Genomic DNA, 19957 nt, shown 5'->3' with positions numbered 1-19957 from the left:
CTAAAGTATGGATTTTTGATTGTCGCTTGCGTACCATTCTGCAAAAGAGGAATCCGTTTCTTGAAGTTTTAAAGAAAAAAGGGTAATTCCATCGGGTAATCTATTTTTTATTCTTTGTGAGAAATCAATCACCATATTCTCGCTGGTAGGCTGATAATCTACTAAAATAACGTGATGACCGCGTTGTATTAATTCGTTTGCCAGTTCAATATGTGGTGTTGTTTCATTAAAAACCGTTGCATGGTCAAATTGATCCACAATTTCTTCTTTTACAATTTTTTTTAAATCTGTAAAATCGATTACCATTCCAAATTTTACATTATTTCGGTCGGTGATTGGAGTCCCAATTACGGTTACTGACAATTTATAACTATGTCCATGAACATTTTTACATTTTCCGTCATAACCATATAAGGCATGGCCAGTTTCGAAACCAAATTGTTTTGTAATTCTGATATTGCTCATCGAGATTTTATTTTGATTGCAAATTTAGTGAATAATTACCCGTTTTTATCTCTTTTTTTTGCATTGGAATACATCCAATACGCCAACCCGATTAAAATTACAAAGGGGACAAATGACCCAATAATAACCCCAGTCTGATAACTGTTATCGGTAGCATGCTTCAGTTTTTCGGCAATATTTACTTGTTGAGCGAGTGCTATAATTGTCATGTTAATTTATTTTTTAAATTGAGTTAATGCCTTTCTCGAATAGTCAGAAAGCACTAATTTTCCCGTAATCGCAGCGCGCTCGAACAAAAGTGTTTCCCAGTGATCTGTTCCTTCCCAAAGGACTTTTTTCATTTCGCTTAAGGCTTCCGGATTATAACTGGCTAAATTCGAACAGAAATTTTCTAATGCTCTATCAAGATCCTCCGTGTTTTCAAAAACATCTGCATACAATCCTTTGGCTGCAGCCCAATCGGCCGTTTTCCATTCGTGAGCCGCCAAAGTCATTTCAGCCAAGGCTGTTTTTCCTATTTTTCTCGAAACTGCGGGTTCTATCACAAAAGGACCGATTCCAATCGCTAATTCTGATAATTTTATAGAAGCGTTTTTGGTTGCCAATACATAATCACAGGCTGAAGCAATCCCAACGCCCCCGCCTACGGCTTTCCCATGAATACGTCCTACAATTATTTTCGTACACTTGCGCATGGCATTGAGTAAGTGAGCAAATCCCGAGAAGAATTTTGTTCCTTCTTCTTGATTCGAAACCGCTAAAAGTTCATCAAAAGAAGCGCCGGCACAAAAAGCTCCTGTCCCTTCACTTTTCATAATAATGACAGAAACTTCTGGATTACTACTTAAATCGTTGAGTGCATTTGTTAAACGGTCTAACAATTCCCGAGGAAAAGAATTACTCGCCGGATGCCCAAATTCGAGCGTAGCGACTTTATTTTCTATTGTTGTAATGAGCGAACCGATTGAATTTTGCGTTATCATAGCACTTATTTTGCTGTAAAGTTAAAAAAATAGCCGATGCTTTTGGTCTTTTTTCAAATAGAATGGATTTGTCTTTTTGAAATTTGCTTTTTGCTATATTTATATGTTATATTTGTCAAATAATCCTCAGAATCCAGCTTAGTTGGCTAGACCATTCTGAATGATTTTAGGAAAATTTCCGTTTTAGATTAAATTTTGGGGGATTAGCTCATTTGGCTAGAGTGCTTGCCTGGCAGGCAAGAGGTGACCGGTTCGAATCCGGTATTCTCCACAAAAAACCGCAATTACTTGTTTTAAAAGTGATTGCGGTTTTTTATCTTTTAACCCAAAAGAAAAAGGTAGGGTAAAAGTCTTAAATAAACAGTTTCTCAATATTTAATTTTTCCCACATGTCTCATTATGCGGACAATTTTAGATTTTCTATTATTGATATACGAAGAAGAACTTGTCGCTGAATACTTTCTTGGATTCGGCAAAATAGCTGCTATTCCCGCAGCCTGCTGTGGCGTAAGGCTCGATGCACCTTTTCTGTACCAATGTTCTGCCGCTGCTTGGGCTCCATAGACCCCATCACCCATTTCAATACTATTCAGATAGACTTCCATGATGCGTTCTTTGCCCCAAATCAATTCAATCAAAACCGTAAAATAAGCTTCCAGGCCTTTTCTAAAATAACTTTTTCCTTGCCACAGAAATACATTTTTAGCCGTCTGTTGAGATATAGTACTTCCGCCTTTTATTCTTCTACCTCGCTCATTATTCTTATATGCTTTTTGCAAGGCAGCAAAATCGAAACCGTTATGACTTAGAAAGGTCCCATCTTCACTGGCAATAACTGCTTTTTGTAAATTGACAGAAATATTTTCAATGGACTCCCAATCGTGACTAAAATGGTTTTCTTTTCCTGCCATCTTATTTTCAATCCCGCGGATTACCATCAAAGGCGTAAACGGTACGGGCAAAAATTTAAATAGAACCACAAAAAAGAGTGACAAGCCAATAAACCATAATAATATTTTGAATAGAAATCGGGTCAATTTACTCATAAACGGAGTTGTGTCTTTTTTTACTGGTTTTTTTGCTTTATTTACTGGTTTTCTTGCTGTTATTTTGGTTGCCATTATATTAAATCTGCTAATTCTTGTCCTATTAAACTTCCTATCGCTACTCCCATTCCTCCTAATCTTACTCCACAATACACATTTTCGGACAATTGGGAAACTATAGGATTCTTGCTGTTTCCTATTCCCATTATACCACTCCAGCGATGGGCAATTTCAAATTTATGGTTTGGCAAAATTACTTCTTTTAATAGCTGTTCCAATTTATTTTGCACAATTTCTGTTTGACCAAATTCTGTTGTAGTTTCGGTATCAAAATCAAGATTTCTACCACCACCAATTAAAATTCGATCCCCAATATTGCGGAAATAATAATACCCTCTGTCTAGGTGAAAAGTTCCTTTAATATCTAAATTTTCTATAGGCTCCGTAATTAAAACTTGGGCTCTGGCAGGTTTTACAGCTCCATCCGTCAATACATTTGCAAATCCGTTGGTCGCAAACAATATTTTTTTTGTGCTAAAACTAAAATCACCAAGCGCTACTTCAACACCATTTCCTTTATCCAAATATGACGTTACCGTTTGCTGATTTAAAATCAAAATATTTTCAGAAACTGCTTGTTTCATCAAAGCCTGCATCATATTCCCCGTATCAATCTGTGCTTCAAATGGATTAAAAATAAGGTATTCCTGAATGCCACCAAATCCAAAACGATCGACCTCTTTAGCAAAAACATCGGCTTTAAAAAGTGGTTTTAGGATTTCATTTATAAAAGATAATTTACCGACACATTCGGAATAAGCACTTTCATCATCTGTTAAAAACAACTCATAACCACCATAAGGTTTAAAATCTATTGCTGCATCACCAAGTGTTTTTCTTAATAGTTGCAAACCGTTCCAGCGTTTTTTTAAAAGATTCACAACCTCCTCTTCCGAATGGGATTTTAAATCATCCATAATTTCTGAAAGACTGCCAAAACAAGCGAAACCAGCATTTTTTGTACTGGCGCCTTGCGGTAATATTCCCTTCTCTAAAACCAGAATTTTACTGTCCGGGAATCTTTCGCGCAAGCGCAATGCAGTATGGAGACCTACAATACCGCTTCCAACTATAGTGTAATCTACATTTGAAAACCAATTTTTTAATTCCCAATAACTTAAATCCATATCGCAAATAATTTTTATAAAAATAATATTTTTTACCTCTGATAAGCTATTGAATAAAAATAATTATTAAAAATTAAACAAAGTATTCCATTCCTAAAACGCTCCAAAAATCATTTGTAATACTATTAACTTAAAATTTACATTAAAATCAGTGTTAAACACATATAAATGGAATTTTGTTATAAAATTTCGTTAAAACGGCAAATTAATTATATATTTGAAACGTTAAATTTAACCAAATACCACAATCCTATTTATGAAAAAAAATCTACTTTCAATTGCATTAATTGCAATTACCAGCTTTTCTTATGCCCAAGGAGGAGCTCTGTGGAAAACCAGTATTAAGAAAAACGGTTCAACTGTTTTTGAAAACAAATCATTAATATCGAACCCTAACTTATTTGAACTAGATGTAAATGAACTACAAAAAAGTCTTATAAATTCTCCTAAACGAAATGCAACAACAGCTAAATCAAGCGTAATTGTTTCTTTTCCAAATGCTGATGGAAAATTAGAACGTTATAGAATTTTTGAATCTTCCAATATGGATCCTGCCTTAGCGGCAAAATATCCTGAAATCAAGTCTTATGTCGGAAATGGAATTGACAATCCTACATCTTCAATCTATTTTAGCACCTCTCCACTTGGAATACAAACAATGGCTATTAGTGCAGATAAATCAGCCGTATTTATAGAACCTTACACAAAGGATTTAAGCACTTATGTTGTCTATAAAAAATCAGACAAAGCAGCATCATTATCTAAATTTGAATGTACGATAATAGCGAATGCAAAAAAAGATTTGAAGAACAACAGCCTTTTAAACAGACCAAATGCAGATGATGGAAATTTAAGGACTTTTAGATTAGCACAGTCTGTAACTGGTGAATACACTACCTATTTTGGTGGCACAAAAGCTTTGGCTTTAGCAGCAATAAACAACACGATGACACGTGTAAATGGAGTCTTTGAAAAAGATTTCGGTGTTCATATGAATCTTATTGCTAATAATGATCTAATAATTTACACAACCGCTTCTACAGACCCTTACTCTGCTTCAGCGTCTAAAGCAAATTGGAATCAAGAATTGCAAACTAACCTTACCAATGTAATAGGTAGCGCTAATTATGATATTGGTCACTTATTTGGTGGTGATGGTGGTGGTGGTAATGCAGGTTGCATCGGTTGTGTCTGTAAAAACCCAAGTACTACTGTACCATTAGGAAAAGGAAGCGGATATACTTCCCCGGGTGATGGAATTCCTCAAGGAGATAATTTTGACATTGACTATGTTGCTCACGAAATGGGACATCAATTTGGTGGAAACCACACTTTCACTCATAGTAATGAAGGAACTGGAGCTCAAATGGAACCGGGTTCAGGTTCTACAATTATGGGTTATGCGGGTATTACTGCATTAGATGTTCAACCACATTCTGATCCTTTTTTCCATGCGGAAACAATTCAACAAGTAACCAATTACGTAAAAACAACTACTTGTCAAACTACAACTCTTACTGGTAATGCCGTTCCAACAGCTAGCGCTGGTTTAGATTATACTATTCCAAAAAGCACTCCTTTTATGTTGACGGGTGCTGGAACTGATGCAAACGGTGACGTTCTTACTTATGATTGGGAACAAATGGACAATGGTACAACTGCCGCTGCACCAAGTGCTACTAAAACAACGGGACCAAATTTCAGATCTTATGCCCCTAGCGCTTCAACAGTTCGATATTTTCCTAAAATGTCATCCGTATTGACAGGAGCAACAACTACAGCAGGAACTGAACTTACTGTAGAGGCTTTGTCTTCTGTGGCGCGTACATTGAACTTTAGATTAACTGTTCGTGACAATCATGCTGGTGGACCGGCAAACAATAGTGATGATGCTATAATTACTGTAAATGCAACGGCAGGACCTTTCACCGTTAGTTCTCCAAATACAGCAGTTTCTTATGTAGGTGGATCATCTCAAACGGTGACTTGGAATGTTGCAGGTACTACTGCAAATGGTGTTAACACAGCAAATGTTGACATTCTACTATCTACAGATGGAGGAACTACTTTTCCTGTTACGCTACTTGCTGCAACTCCAAATGATGGGACACAAGCGGTAACAATTCCTAATACTGCCGGAACACTAAATAGAATCATGGTAAAAGGAACAAATCATATTTTCTTTGATGTTTCAAATACTAATTTTACTATTACAACAGGTTCTTCTGATACAGTTGCTCCATCTGCACCAACAACATTGGCGGCAGCCGGAACTACAGCTACAACTACTAATTTATCTTGGACAGCTTCTACTGATAATGTAGCTGTAACAGGTTATGATGTTTACCAAGGAGCAACTTTGAAAGCAACAGTTACAGCAACAACATATGCTGTAACAGGATTAACAGCTTCAACTGCCTATACATTCTCAGTAAAAGCAAAAGATGCTGCCGGAAATGTTTCTGTTTCAAGTAATGCAGTAAATGTTACAACTTCAACTACATCTATCACTTATTGTGCTTCTCTAGGAAGCAGTACCGCTGATGAAAAAATTGGAAAAGTAGTTTTAGGAACTATTAGCAACACTTCAACTGGAACAGCAGGTTATGAAGACTTTACTTCATTATCTACAAATGCTACCAAAGGAACTGCAAACACGATTACAGTTACACCTTCTTGGACAGCCACAGCTTACCCTGAAGGATATGCAGTTTTTATTGACTACAATCAAAATGGATTATTTACTGATGCTGGTGAATTAGTGTGGTCTAATGCTGCATCTACTACAACTCCAGTTTCTGGTTCATTCACAATTCCATCAACAGCAACATCAGGCGCTACACGAATGAGAGTTTCAATGAAATACAATGCAATCCCAACTGCTTGCGAAACTTTCCCTTATGGTCAAGTTGAAGATTATACGATAAATATTGTTGCAGGAACACCTGACACAACGGCTCCTGCTACACCTGCGGCTTTAGCGGCTTCCGGGACTACTCAAACTACAACAAATTTAACTTGGACAGCCTCTACAGACAATGTAGCCGTAACAGGTTATGAGGTATATCAAGGCGCTACTCTAAAAGCTACTATTATAGGAACAACTTATGCTGTTTCAGGATTAACCGCTTCAACTGCCTATACTTTTTCAGTAAAAGCTAAAGATGCTGCCGGAAATATTTCTGCTTCAAGTAATATAGTTAATGTTACCACTTTAGCTGTTGTCGTTTCTACTTATTGTACTTCTCAAGGAAACAGTGTTGCCGATGAAAAAATTGGTAAGGTGGTTCTTGGAACTATCAACAATACTTCAACGGGAGGAACGGGTTATACTGATTTTACAAGTATTTCAACAAATCTAACTCTTAACACAGCCAACACTATTACTATTACTCCAGCATGGACTAGTACCGCTTATTCAGAAGGATATTCCGTTTGGGTTGATTATAATCAAGATGGAGATTTTGCTGATGCTGGGGAACAAGTTTGGACTAAAGCCGCTTCAACTACGACTCCTGTTTCTGGAACATTCACCATTCCTGCAACCGCAACAATTGGTTCAACAAGGATGAGAGTTTCGATGAAATACAATGCAATTCCAACCGCTTGTGAAGCTTTCTCATATGGACAAGTGGAAGATTATACCATAAATATAGTTTCTGGAGCAAAACAATCTGAAACATCACGAAACACGATCACAGATATTAAATTATACCCTAATCCAACCTCTTCAATTATAAATGTAACTTCAGTTTCTGAAAATGCTACATTTAAAGTGTATAACTTATTGGGACAAATGATTATCAATGGTAAATTATCGAACGGTTCAATCGATGTTTCGAATATTAATGCTGGTAATTATATTTTAGAAATTACTGATAAGGAAACAACTTCAGTAAAACGCTTTATCAAACAATAACAAATAAAAACGCATTTTTCCTCCCTCTAATTTGGAAAGTCCTAATACTACCAAAAGGAGCAGGAAATTAAAACTAAAAACTATCTCAATTGAGGTAGTTTTTTTTTGGACTTAAATGAGTAATTTTATCCTTTATAAAAAATCAATTTTAAAATGAAAAAAATACTTTTTTTAACTCTAACAATGATTAGTTTGAATGCAGTAGCACAAAATGTAATGACCCCCGAATTACTTTGGAAACTAGGAAGAATAACCCCGTTAGGTATTTCCAAAGACGGAAAAAACATCGTCTATAAAGTTTCCACTCCATCTATTGAGGAAAACAAATCAAACTCAAAATTTTACACTTTACCTGTAATTGGGGGAAATCCAACCGAGGTAAAAGACTCTAAAGAAATTTTAAAAGACAAGAACATTTCTCCAGACAGCAAATACATTGTTTACAATGAAGAAGTGAAAGTTGATAAAGTTCTTGGAAAAGATTACTACCCTGATCTGGAGAAATCTCAAGTTCAAATCTACAATGGATTAGATTATCGTCATTGGGACACTTGGAACGAAGGGAAATTTAACCATGTTTTTTATAAAGAAAACAAGGAAGGTTCTGTTGGAATTGACATTCTCAAAGGAGAAAATTTCGATAGCCCACAGAAACCTTTTGGTGGAGACGAAGATTATATTTGGTCCCCAGACAGCAAAAACATTCTTTACGTGAGTAAGAAAAAAGCAGGAACACAATATGCTATTTCCACAAACACCAATATTTTCGAGTACAATCTGGAAACTGGAAAAACCATAAACAGAACCGAAGAAAATCTTGGGTATGACATGGCCCCGCAATTTTCGCCAACAAGAAATCTGACTTGGCTACAAATGAAACGCGATGGCTACGAAGCGGACAAAAATGACTTAGTTGTTAGTTTCAAGGGAATGAAGATGAATTTGACTGCCAATTGGGATGGTACTGTGGATCATTTTATGTGGAGTAGCGACGGCAAAAAAATCTATTTTGTTGCGCCAATCGATGGAACAAAACAATTATTCGAAGTTAATTTTCCAGGTTTGACTAAAATAGCTGTTAGGGTCAGCCAAATTACAAATGGTGATTTTGATGTAAACGATTTACTTGGATTTTCCGGCGAAAATATCATCGTAACTAGAACAGACATGAATCATGCGGCTGAAATTTTTTCATTTAATTTAAAGAAAAAAAATTGGAAACAATTATCAAATATAAATACGGCAACTTATAAGTCTTTGGCGTTAAGCAAAACCGAAAGAAGATACGTTACCACAACAGATGGCAAGAAAATGTTAGTTTGGGTAATTCTTCCTCCAAATTTTGATGCTTCAAAAAAATATCCAACGCTTTTATATTGCCAAGGAGGACCACAATCTCCATTAACCCAAAGCTATTCTTTTCGTTGGAATTTTCAATTAATGGCAGCAAACGGCTACGTTGTTGTAGCGCCAAACCGCCGCGGAATGCAAGGTCATGGTGTAGCGTGGAACGAACAAATAAGCAAAGATTGGGGTGGACAAGTCATCAATGATTATCTATCTGCCATTGATGATGTAGCCAAAGAAAACTATGTTGACAAAACAAGATTAGGATGTGTTGGCGCCAGTTATGGCGGTTATTCTGTATTTTACTTAGCCGGAATTCACAACAACAGATTTAAAACTTTTATCGCGCATGATGGGGTTTATAATACCCAAAGTATGTTTGGCACCACAGAGGAAGTTTTCTTTAACAACTGGGATTTTGGTGGAGCATATTGGGAAAAAGACAATGCTGTTGCCCAAAAAACCTACACGACTTTTAATCCGATGACTATGGTAGAAAAATGGAATACACCTATATTAATCATTCAAGGCGGAAAAGATTTTCGTGTGCCAATAGGACAAGGGCAGGAAGCTTTTCAGGCGGCACAATTACGAGGAATAAAAAGCAGGTTTTTATATTTCCCTGAAGAAAACCATTGGGTGTTAAAACCCCAAAATGCTCAAGTGTGGCAAAAAGAGTTTTACAAATGGTTAAAAGAAACTTTGTAAATTTACATTTCGATGGAAAACAAAAAAACTCGCTTCGCAGCGAGTTTTTTTTTATAAATAGAATTCCTTTATTCTGGATCGTTCATTTTAAAAGTATCCATAAAGGCAGTTGTATAATTCCCTGCAATATATCGAGGATCATCCATTAATTGTCTGTGGAATGGAATGGTTGTTTTTATTCCTTCAATTACAAATTCATCTAAGGCTCTTCTCATTTTGCTAATTGCTTCTTCTCTCGATTGTGCCGTAGTAATTAACTTTGCAATCATAGAATCGTAATTTGGCGGAATGGTATAACCGGAGTAAACATGTGTGTCTAAACGAACACCGTGTCCACCTGGCATATGAAGTGTTGTGATTTTCCCTGGAGAAGGACGGAAATCATTATAAGGATCTTCCGCATTAATTCTACATTCGATAGCATGAAGTTGTGGTAAATAGTTTTTACCTGAAATAGGAATTCCAGCTGCAACCATTATTTGCTCACGGATTAAGTCGTAATCAATAACTTGTTCCGTAATAGGATGCTCCACTTGAATACGGGTATTCATTTCCATGAAGTAAAAGTTACGGTTTTTATCAACCAAAAATTCTACTGTTCCTGCACCTTCGTATTTAATATATTCAGCTGCTTTTACAGCTGCTTCACCCATTTTTTGACGCAATTCATCGGTCATAAATGGAGATGGAGTTTCTTCAGTTAATTTTTGATGACGTCTTTGAACAGAACAATCTCTTTCCGAAAGATGGCAGGCTTTTCCATAAGAATCACCAACAACTTGAATTTCGATATGACGAGGTTCTTCGATTAATTTCTCAAGATACATTCCGTCGTTTCCAAAAGCAGCAGCAGATTCCTGACGGGCATCTTCCCAAGCTTTTAACAAATCTTCTTCTTTCCAAACCGCTCGCATTCCTTTTCCACCACCACCAGCAGTTGCTTTCAGCATTACTGGAAAACCGAAGTCTCTTGACAATTGCAACGCTTGTTCATAAGATTCTAAAATCCCTACTGAACCTGGAACACAAGGAACACCAGCTTCAATCATGGTTGATTTAGCAGAAGCTTTGTCTCCCATTCGATCAATCATTTCCGGAGAAGCTCCAATGAATTTGATTCCGTGTTCTTGACAAATTTTAGAAAATTTTGAATTTTCAGAAAGAAAACCGTATCCTGGATGTATAGCATCTGCATTGGTAATTTCAGCAGCGGCAATAATATTGGACATCTTTAAATAAGACAAGTTACTTGGAGGCGGCCCTATACAAACTGCTTCGTCAGCAAACTTTACATGAAGACTTTCAGCATCAGCAGTAGAATAAACAGCTACAGTTTTGATACCCATTTCCTTGCATGTTCTAATTACGCGAAGCGCAATTTCTCCCCTATTTGCAATTAATATTTTTTTAAACATCTATTTTGAGTTATGAGTTATGAGTTATGAGTTTTTTAAAATTATGATTGATCAAAAACCAATTCATAATTTATAATTCATAATTTATAATTAATTTAAGATGGGTCTACTAAGAATAAAGGCTGATCAAATTCTACAGGTGACATATCATCCACCAATATTTTTACAATTTTACCAGATACTTCAGATTCAATTTCATTAAACAACTTCATAGCTTCAATAACACAAAGCACGTCTCCTTTAGCAATAGTTTTACCTACTTCAACAAACATAGGTTTGTCTGGCGATGGTTTTCTATAGAAAGTTCCAATAATTGGAGATTTTATAGTGATGTAATGAGCATTTTCTGCCACCGGAGCTTCTGCCACTGGAGCAACCGCAGCAATTTGCTGAGGAGCTACTGCTTGTTGAAGGGGAGCATGATTTGGCATTTGTTGTACATACGTCGTCTCGGTTACATTTCCTTCTAAAGTTGTTCTAATAGTGATTTTAACATCATCCATTTCTAATTTAACTTCTGCAACTCCAGAATTAGCTACAAACTTGATTAAATTTTGAATTTCTTTTAAATCCATAATTGGTTATTTTTAGTTTAAATTTATTTTTTATCGTATGCCCATTTTAGATAAATGGATCCCCAAGTAAATCCGCCTCCGAAAGCTGCCAAAATAATTGTATCTCCTTTTTTGAACAAATGCTCAAAATCGTAGAGTACTAATGGCAAGGTCGCTGATGTTGTATTTCCGTATTTTTCGATATTGATTAGAACTTTAGAATCCTCTAAATTCATTCGATTAGCAGTGGCATCAATAATACGTTTATTAGCCTGATGCGGCACTAACCAATCGACATCTTCATTAGTTAGGTTATTTCTTTTCAAAATTAACTCACTGGCATCAGCCATGTTCGTTACAGCATATTTGAAAACAGTCTTCCCATCTTGTATGATATTGTGTCTGTTTTCTTTTATTGTTTCTGAGGAAGCTGGATGAAGAGATCCGCCGGCATCAATTTTTAAAAAATCCCGACCAATTCCATCGCTTCGCAAATATTCATCTTGTAGTCCTAATCCTTCGTAATTAGGTTCGAATAAAACTGCTCCTGCACCATCTCCAAAAATTATACAGGTTGATCTATCAGTATAATCGACTATAGATGACATTTTATCCGCACCAATTAAAAGTACTTTTTTGTACCTTCCAGATTCTATGTAAGCTGCAGCAGTAGACATTCCGAATAAAAAGCTGGAACATGCTGCTTGCAAATCATAAGCAAATGCATTTGTGGCTCCTATTTCAGTAGCTACATATACTCCTGTCGCCGCTACTGGCATGTCCGGTGTAGCAGTTGCCATTATTACTAAATCGATTTCTAAAGGGTCAATATTGGCTTTAGCTAATAAATCCTGAGCTGCCTTAATAGCAAGAAAGGACGTTCCTTTGTCCTTATCTTTAAGGATTCTTCTTTCTTTTATTCCTGTTCGAGAAGTAATCCACTCGTCATTTGTGTCAACCATGGTTTCCAGAATTTTGTTTGAAAGCACAAATTCTGGTACATAGCCTCCAACAGCGGTAATTGCGGCCGTAATTGTATTCATTGTATTCGCTTATTACTAGTCAAATGTTGCCATTTGAAAATTTTTAAAAGACCTTAAAATTACAAAAAAAATCCAAAACATACCGTTTTAAGACTTCTTATTTAAATGGAAATTAGAAACAACAAAAAAACTCTCACGATGTGAGAGTTCGAATATCATTTACAAAAATGTATTAAGCAACAGCTACAGATTTATCTATAACAACTTGCCCTCTGTAATACATTTTTCCTTCATGCCAGTAGGCTCTGTGATACAAGTGTGCTTCGCCAGTTATAGGGCAAGTAGCGATTTGTGCTACAGTAGCTTTGTAATGTGTTCTTCTCTTATCTCTTCTTGTTTTGGAGATTTTTCTCTTAGGATGCGCCATTTTACTATATTATTTATCCGTTAATAGTTGCTTTAATTTGTCCCAACGCGGGTCAATATTTTCTTCTTTTTGTACTTCTTTTTTATGCTCTTTTTTTTGTTCTTTTATTGTCAATTCTTTCAGCTTTGTTAAGGCTTCAGTATTTAAACTTCCATCTTTAACTCCTGGATGAACTCGTCTTAGAGGGACGGAGAGCACTACCATTTCATAAATAGATTGTGAAACATCTATTTCAAACTCACCAAATGGTAAAATAAGCAAATCTTCATTGTCATTATTATACGTTTCTCCAAAACGCACAATCAATTTAATCTTGCCTTTAATTGGCAAATCAAAATCTTCACTTGTAAGATCGCAAGGAACATTTACAGTTCCTGCATGCTTGAAACTAAGCTCTAGCATGTTGCTTTTCTTCTCTAAAACTACATTAACTTTGATATTTGAATTTTGAAATTCAGTATAATCAAAGATTTCAAAGAACGCATTATTGATTTGATATTCAAATTGATGTTTGCCTAGCTTTAATCCTACGAAAGGAATTAAATATTCTTTTGTCTTGTTCATTTCAACAACAATTTACCCTAATCTTCGGGAGTGCAAAGATATAAAATTATTGCAAAACAAATAATCTTATTCACCTTTTTTTGTTTATAACTGTCTTTCTTTTGTTTTCAGCGGTTTTTCACTGATTTCCTTGTACTGATTTCTGGAATTATAAACATCAATAGCCAGATAAACCGCTTCTTTAAATGAATTATAGTCCGCAATACCTTTCCCTGCTATATCATAAGCAGTCCCGTGATCAGGAGATGTTCTGATTTTATTTAATCCAGCAGTATAATTGACTCCTTTACCAAAAGACAATGTTTTAAACGGAATCAACCCTTGATCATGATAAGCCGCAATAACAGCATCGTATTTTTCATATTGGTTGCTACCAAAAAAACCATCAGCAGCAAAAGGACCAAATACCAAGGTGCCTTTTTCAAATAATTTTTTCAAAGCAGGCTTTATTATTGAATCATCTTCCTTACCAATTACCCCACCATCACCACAATGTGGATTTAAACCTAAAACAGCAATCTTGGGCTTAGTGATGCTAAAATCCTGGATTAATGATTGTTTTATTGTTTGGATTTTTTTTATGATCAACTCTTCCGTAAGTTTAGATGCCACTTCGCTTACTGGAATATGATCTGTCAATAAACCAACTCTTAAATTATCTTGAACCATTAACATTAAAGCGTCACCTTCTAACTCTTGATCCAAATAATCTGTATGTCCCGGAAACTTGAATGTTTCTGATTGTATATTATACTTATTTATAGGCGCAGTTACTAATACATCGACAAGGCCTTCTTTCAAAGCATTAGTCGCAGCTATAAACGATTTTATTGCATATTGACCAATTTTCTCATCGTTCACTCCAGGATTTAAATCAACCCCTTCTTTCCAAAGATTTAAAACATTTATCTTCCCTACAACGATTTGATCTAGCTTATCAATTCCGTGAAGCATTGACGTTGACTCAAAACTTTTTTTTACGAATGACATTATTTTCACATTAGCAAAAATAACTGGCGTACATAGTTCCAACATCCGTGAATCCTCGAATGTCTTTAAAACAACTTCGCTTCCAATACCGTTTAAATCTCCAATTGAAATTCCAACGATTATATTTTCTGCCTTTTTCATCATGACCTAACGTTATTTATTGCTAATTTTGAAGTGCAAATTTAGTAAAATAAAACAAGAAATGTTTACAGGAATAATAGAAACACTTGGTGTAATCCAAGAAATAGAAAAAGACAAAGACAATATTCATATTACAATTGATTCCTCCATTACTGGCGAACTTAAAATTGACCAAAGCGTAGCTCATAACGGAATCTGTTTGACTGTTGTAGCTTTAAAAGATACTTTTTACACCGTAACAGCTATTGACGAGACAATTAAAAAAACAAATTTAGCATCTTGGAAAATAGGAGACAGTGTGAATCTTGAAAGAGCCATGAAACTTGGTGACCGTCTTGACGGCCATATCGTGCAAGGCCACGTTGACCAAACCGGAACTTGCATTGTTGCAAAAGAAACTAATGGAAGCTGGCTTTACACGTTTGAATACGACGAAACACTAAACAATATGACTATTGAAAAAGGTTCTATAACCGTAAATGGCGTTAGCTTAACTGTAGTAAATTCAGAGAAGAATCAATTTAGCGTGGCCATTATTCCTTACACTTATGAACACACCAATTTTAAATCATTTGAAGTAGGTACAAAAATAAATCTGGAATTTGACGTAATTGGGAAATATGTCTCTCGATTATATGCTAATAAATAACGCAAGAACTTTATAAAAACAAAAACTCCAATTTAAATTGGAGTTTTTGTTTTTAATCTATGACTGTAAATAATATAAATTCCAAAAAGCAATGCAATTATTATTAGCGTAAGAATATTCTCATCAATAGGTAATCCTGGCGGCGGAGGTGGCTTACGTCTTCCAGTAAGTGGCGGTGGCGGTGGATTTTCCGCAATAGCATATAACGTCCCAAATAGGAAGGCAATAAAAAGATAAAATTTGTTTGGCAAAATGTTCATAATTTCCAAAAATAGTAAATCAATCGTTCAAAAAAAGTAATTTCAGCTATTTATTATCAATCTTTATTAAATTTAGCAAAAAAAAATCAATTTATCCCGAAAACCAGTCCTTATTATACAAAGGTTTGCATCTTGCATGCAGTCCTATTTCGATATACACAAAAATATAAAACCCCTCAAAATCAATAAATTTTGAGGGGTTTTTTGTGGTCCCACCTGGGCTCGAACCAGGGACCACCTGATTATGAGTCAGGTGCTCTAACCAGCTGAGCTATAGGACCGGTTAAGAGTGTGCAATATTACCACTATTTTTCATTTGCTCCAAATATTTTTGACTTAGATTTTAATATAGTTCAATTATTAACTTTTTTCAAACAGAAACCAACTGAATATTAGAATACTACACTCTTATCTACCAAAGAATTATTTTATTTCTTGACACAATTCAATCAAAACACCATTAGTGCTTTTTGGATGCAAAAACGCAACTAGCTTATTATCAGCTCCTTTTTTAGGGATTTCGTTCAAGACAATAAATCCCTCTTTCTTTAAACGCGCTATTTCCAGCACAATATCTTCTACATCAAAAGCAATATGATGTATACCCTCCCCTTTTTTCTCTATAAATTTAGCAATAGGACTATCCGAATTAGTAGCGGCTAGAAGTTCTATTTTATTTGGACCAACATTAAAAAATGAAGTACTTACCCCTTCACTTTCTACATCTTCAAATTTATAAGGTGGAGCGCCCAGTAATTTTTCGAAAATTAAATTGGAAACTTCTAAATTTTTAACTGCAATTCCTATATGTTCAACTTTTCTCATCATTTAAATATTTAACCATAATTTAGCTACGAAGTTAAAAAGTATACCAAGTGTATATCTTAAAAACCTCAAAATTTCTTCTGCGGTAAATTTACACATTAAAAGCTAAAAAGAATAAGAAGAATCCTAAAAGTAAACCTACTTAAGCATCCATAATAATTTCATAAAAGTTTCAATTCCATTAATTATAATTGTTATTTTGTAGATTCTAATTCTAATTTGATATGTTGAAAAACAATTTAAGATATATTTCCCTGATTTTGATTCTGTTAGTAATCAGTTGCGCCAAAAGAGGAACGATAACCGGAGGCTCAAAAGACACACTCGCACCTGTTTTAAAAATGAGTTTCCCTGAAAATTTCAGTACTAATTTCAAAGGAAATGAAATTAAATTGGTCTTTGACGAAAACATCATATTAAAGAATCTTAATAAGCAGTTAATCATATCTCCACCAATGAAACAGGAGCCATTGATATTACCAACCACCGCCAGTAAATTCATAACTATTAAAATAAAAGACACGCTGCAACCTCATACAACGTATAGCTTCAATTTTGGTCAAAGTATCTCTGACAACAACGAAGGAAATCCATACAATCAATTTAAATATGTATTTTCAACTGGAGACCATATCGATTCATTGTCTCTCAGCGGGAAAGTCAGAGACTCCTACAATAAAGAAGCAGAGCCATTTGTTTCTGTAATGCTTTACGAAATAAATGACAAATTTAAGGATTCAGTAGTTTATACCGACAATCCAAGATACATAACAAACACCCTTGATAGTTTAAAAACCTTTAAAATAGAGAATTTAAAAGCTGGAAAATACCTTCTTGTGGCAATGAAAGATTATAATAGCAACAATAAATTTAATCCAAAAAAAGACAAAATCGGATTTAACAAACAGTTTATCACCATTCCAAACGACAGCGTTTACGAATTACAATTATTCAAGGAAGTTCCCCCATTTAAAGCTTACAAACCTAGTCAAGCTTCTGGAAACAGATTAGTCATGGGATATGATGGAAAAGTAAGTTCATCGAGTGAAAGACCGAAAATAATCTTAAAAAACAGGGATGATTCCGACGCTTCAGGACTTGCAATTGTTATTACTCAATTACCAAAAAAGGATTCTCTCCAAATTTGGTACAAACCTATAAAAGTAGATTCATTATCTTTAGCTGTTGCCAAAGATAAATACATAGAAGATTTCAAATTCAAAATTAAAGATCAGAAAAAAGACACTTTGAACATTACCGCTTTACAAAATGAAACTTTAAATTTCAGGGATCGAATGACTTTTGAAACAACCACACCATTAGTTAAATTTGATAATTCAAAAATCAAATTAGTCAACAAAGCCGGAACTTCAATTCCTTTCACTTCTGAATATGACGAATTTAATCAAAAACTGTATTTAGATTTTAAGAAGGAACCTTCTGAAGATTACGGATTTACCATTCAACCTGGAGCGCTGATTGATTTTTTTGAAAAGTCAAATGATACTTTGGAATATAAAATAAAAACAAAAAGTTTCGCTGAATTTGGAAACCTTAGTGTGTCTTTGCAAAATGTGAAGCAATTTCCTATAATTGTAGAACTAACTAATCCAAAAGGAGAAGTTTTAGCCACTGAATATTCAGACAAAAACACTTCGATAGATTTTAATTTAATCGAACCAACTTTATATTCTCTTCGTGTGATTTATGATGTGAACAATAATAAGGAATGGGATTCAGGTAATTATTTAGAAAAACGTCAAGCCGAAGAAGTTATTTATCTATCAAAAGAAATTGATGTTCGCGCGAATTGGGATGTAAATCAAGTATTTGATTTGAGTCTTCCCTATATTCCTGAACCGAAAAAGAAAACGGACAACAAGAATAAATAAATTATTAACTTTTAATTTCAAAAGCATCCCTATCATTCAAAAAGCCTAATTTTTGTCTTGTCAGCATCATTTTCTCTTTGTCTAGTTCGATGGAGAAAACAGCTTCGGATTCAGTAGGTTCCACTAAATACTCTCCAAGAACATCGACAACTTGGGAGTGTCCCGTGTATTCATATCCATTATCATCCTCGCCTATTCTGTTAACCCCAATAGCATAACTCATGTTTTCTATTGCACGAGCTTTAATCAAGGCATCCCAAGCATTTATTCTGATTTTTGGCCAACTCGCCACATAAATTAAAAGTTCATAATCTTCCGAATTTCGAGAAAACACAGGGAATCGCAAATCATAACACACTTGGAGACAAATTTTCCAGCCTAAATAATTGACGATAACTTTTTGTGTTCCGCTGGTGTACACTTTATCTTCCCCGGCCAATGTAAATAAATGTTTTTTATCATAAAACTGAATTTCCCCTGAAGGAAAAACAAACAACATCCTATTATAGAAAGTATTATTTTCTTCAATAACTACACTACCTGTTATGGCAGAGTTTTTGGCTTTCGCCAAAGACCGCATCCATAAAACAGTTTCGCCTTGCATGGTTTCAGCAACAGCTCTGGGATTCATGGTAAAACCGCTCGTAAACATTTCAGGAAGTACAATCAGATCTGTCGTATTAGAAATCGAATTTATTTTTCCTTCGAAATAGCTTCGGTTTCGTTTTGGGTTTTCCCAAATTAAAGGCGATTGGATTAAGGTAACTTTCATTTAAAATTATTTTTATAAAGATAAAAAAAACGCATTCAACTTTTAAATTGAATGCGTTTAATAAATATTAGATATTAGTTTATCCTTTCAAACTCGCAGATAAATATTCTCTGTTCATTCTGGCAATATTTTCAAGAGAAATTCCTTTTGGACATTCTACTTCACATGCTCCAGTATTAGTACAATTACCAAAACCTTCCGCATCCATTTGCGCTACCATATTCATTACACGGTCAGCAGCTTCCACTTTACCTTGTGGCAATAACGCAAACTGAGATACCTTTGCAGAAACAAATAACATAGCTGATGAGTTTTTACAACTTGCTACACAAGCTCCACAACCGATGCAGGTTGCTGCGTCAAAAGCTCTATCTGCGTCATGTTTAGGTATAGGAATTGTATTTGCATCAATAGTGTTCCCAGATGTGTTTACAGATATAAAACCTCCAGATTGCTGGATTCTGTCAAATGCACCTCTATCAACTACTAAATCTTTAATTACTGGGAAAGCTTTTGCTCTAAATGGCTCGATAAAGATAGTGTCTCCATCCTTAAATTTACGCATGTGCAATTGACAAGTGGTAACTAAACGGTCTGGACCATGCGCTTCACCATTGATGTATAAAGAACACATCCCACAAATTCCCTCACGGCAATCATGGTCAAATGCAACAGTATCCTCTCCTTTTACGATTAATTCATCGTTCAAAATGTCAAGCATTTCAAGAAAAGACATGTCTGGTTCAATTCCGTCAATAGGATATTCTACAATTTTACCCTCTGCAGCGGCATTTTTCTGACGCCATATTTTTAATGTAAGTTTCATATAT

The 19957-nt window shown here is 35.0% G+C and carries 19 protein-coding genes and 2 tRNA genes; 5 read left to right on the top strand and 16 right to left on the bottom strand.

From position 1 onward, the window contains the following. Genes H4V97_RS11040 through H4V97_RS11030 form a run of 3 tightly spaced genes read right to left on the bottom strand, consistent with a single transcriptional unit; the run spans position 1 to position 1448 of the window. On the bottom strand, positions 1–465 hold the full coding sequence (locus H4V97_RS11040; RefSeq protein ID WP_196851220.1) for a 6-pyruvoyl trahydropterin synthase family protein: 465 nt from the start codon (positions 463–465) through the stop codon (positions 1–3). Positions 466–500: 35 nt separating this feature from the next. Beyond that, a complete protein-coding gene (locus tag H4V97_RS11035; protein WP_196851221.1) occupies positions 501–674 on the bottom strand; it encodes a hypothetical protein in 174 nt (57 codons plus the stop codon). A gap of 6 nt (positions 675–680) precedes the next feature. Then, positions 681–1448, bottom strand: a complete 768-nt coding sequence (locus H4V97_RS11030; RefSeq protein ID WP_209549727.1) for an enoyl-CoA hydratase/isomerase family protein — start codon at positions 1446–1448, stop codon at positions 681–683. Positions 1449–1645: 197 nt separating this feature from the next. On the opposite strand from H4V97_RS11030, the gene H4V97_RS11025 reads away from it, so the two are divergent. Then, a tRNA-Ala gene (locus H4V97_RS11025) sits at positions 1646–1719 on the top strand. Positions 1720–1816: 97 nt separating this feature from the next. Here the strand turns inward: H4V97_RS11025 and mtgA are convergent. Then, the gene (mtgA, locus tag H4V97_RS11020; RefSeq protein ID WP_196851223.1) at positions 1817–2569 is read right to left on the bottom strand and encodes a monofunctional biosynthetic peptidoglycan transglycosylase; all 753 of its coding nucleotides are present in this window, start codon (positions 2567–2569) and stop codon (positions 1817–1819) included. Next, positions 2569–3681, bottom strand: a complete 1113-nt coding sequence (locus tag H4V97_RS11015; RefSeq protein ID WP_209549726.1) for an NAD(P)/FAD-dependent oxidoreductase — start codon at positions 3679–3681, stop codon at positions 2569–2571. The genes mtgA and H4V97_RS11015 overlap by 1 nt, the downstream gene beginning before the upstream one ends. 256 nt (positions 3682–3937) lie before the next feature. Between H4V97_RS11015 and H4V97_RS11010 the strand changes: the two genes are divergently transcribed. Then, positions 3938–7600 carry a GEVED domain-containing protein gene (locus H4V97_RS11010; RefSeq protein WP_245345227.1) on the top strand — a complete coding sequence of 1221 codons (3663 nt, stop codon included), beginning with the start codon at positions 3938–3940 and terminating at the stop codon, positions 7598–7600. Between the two features lie 153 nt (positions 7601–7753). Continuing rightward, positions 7754–9655 (top strand): alpha/beta hydrolase family protein, encoded by a 1902-nt coding sequence (locus H4V97_RS11005; RefSeq protein WP_209549725.1) that lies wholly within the window; start codon positions 7754–7756, stop codon positions 9653–9655. A gap of 68 nt (positions 9656–9723) precedes the next feature. Here H4V97_RS11005 and accC read toward each other — a convergent pair whose 3' ends face one another. From accC to pdxA, 6 genes are all read right to left on the bottom strand, one after another. Next, entirely contained in the window at positions 9724–11070 is a 1347-nt protein-coding gene (accC, locus tag H4V97_RS11000; RefSeq protein ID WP_073209026.1) for an acetyl-CoA carboxylase biotin carboxylase subunit, read from the bottom strand. Between the two features lie 95 nt (positions 11071–11165). Continuing rightward, complete coding sequence (accB, locus tag H4V97_RS10995) at positions 11166–11645, bottom strand: acetyl-CoA carboxylase biotin carboxyl carrier protein (protein WP_196851227.1); 480 nt, start codon at positions 11643–11645, stop codon at positions 11166–11168. 23 nt (positions 11646–11668) lie between these two features. Next, positions 11669–12667 (bottom strand): beta-ketoacyl-ACP synthase III, encoded by a 999-nt coding sequence (locus H4V97_RS10990; protein WP_196851228.1) that lies wholly within the window; start codon positions 12665–12667, stop codon positions 11669–11671. Between the two features lie 172 nt (positions 12668–12839). Continuing rightward, on the bottom strand, positions 12840–13034 hold the full coding sequence (gene rpmF / locus H4V97_RS10985) for a 50S ribosomal protein L32 (protein ID WP_007137315.1): 195 nt from the start codon (positions 13032–13034) through the stop codon (positions 12840–12842). 9 nt (positions 13035–13043) lie between these two features. Beyond that, complete coding sequence (locus tag H4V97_RS10980) at positions 13044–13598, bottom strand: YceD family protein (protein ID WP_196851229.1); 555 nt, start codon at positions 13596–13598, stop codon at positions 13044–13046. Between the two features lie 84 nt (positions 13599–13682). Next, the gene (gene pdxA / locus H4V97_RS10975) at positions 13683–14732 is read right to left on the bottom strand and encodes a 4-hydroxythreonine-4-phosphate dehydrogenase PdxA (RefSeq protein WP_196851230.1); all 1050 of its coding nucleotides are present in this window, start codon (positions 14730–14732) and stop codon (positions 13683–13685) included. Positions 14733–14790: 58 nt separating this feature from the next. Here pdxA and H4V97_RS10970 point away from each other — a divergent pair, with 58 nt between their 5' ends. Beyond that, positions 14791–15378: a riboflavin synthase gene (locus tag H4V97_RS10970; protein WP_196851231.1), complete on the top strand. Its 588-nt coding sequence runs from the start codon at positions 14791–14793 to the stop codon at positions 15376–15378. A 32-nt stretch (positions 15379–15410) separates the two neighbouring features. Here H4V97_RS10970 and H4V97_RS10965 read toward each other — a convergent pair whose 3' ends face one another. The 3 genes from H4V97_RS10965 to mce form a co-directional block, all read right to left on the bottom strand. Beyond that, entirely contained in the window at positions 15411–15638 is a 228-nt protein-coding gene (locus tag H4V97_RS10965) for a hypothetical protein (protein WP_196851232.1), read from the bottom strand. 207 nt (positions 15639–15845) lie between these two features. Beyond that, positions 15846–15919: transfer RNA gene (locus H4V97_RS10960), tRNA-Ile, on the bottom strand. Positions 15920–16061: 142 nt separating this feature from the next. Next, positions 16062–16463, bottom strand: coding sequence for a methylmalonyl-CoA epimerase (gene mce, locus H4V97_RS10955; protein WP_196851261.1), 402 nt, complete (start codon positions 16461–16463; stop codon positions 16062–16064). Between the two features lie 224 nt (positions 16464–16687). Here mce and H4V97_RS10950 point away from each other — a divergent pair, with 224 nt between their 5' ends. Continuing rightward, positions 16688–18355 (top strand): Ig-like domain-containing protein, encoded by a 1668-nt coding sequence (locus H4V97_RS10950; protein WP_196851233.1) that lies wholly within the window; start codon positions 16688–16690, stop codon positions 18353–18355. Positions 18356–18359: 4 nt separating this feature from the next. Here the strand turns inward: H4V97_RS10950 and H4V97_RS10945 are convergent, their stop codons facing one another. Further along, positions 18360–19127 carry an amidohydrolase gene (locus H4V97_RS10945; RefSeq protein WP_196851234.1) on the bottom strand — a complete coding sequence of 256 codons (768 nt, stop codon included), beginning with the start codon at positions 19125–19127 and terminating at the stop codon, positions 18360–18362. Between the two features lie 79 nt (positions 19128–19206). Beyond that, a complete protein-coding gene (locus tag H4V97_RS10940) occupies positions 19207–19953 on the bottom strand; it encodes a succinate dehydrogenase/fumarate reductase iron-sulfur subunit (RefSeq protein WP_196851235.1) in 747 nt (248 codons plus the stop codon). Positions 19954–19957: the final 4 nt, after the last annotated feature.

The organism is Flavobacterium sp. CG_23.5, from assembly GCF_017875765.1.
Lineage (GTDB): Bacteria > Bacteroidota > Bacteroidia > Flavobacteriales > Flavobacteriaceae > Flavobacterium.
This window is presented reverse-complemented; position numbering and strand designations above follow the sequence as displayed.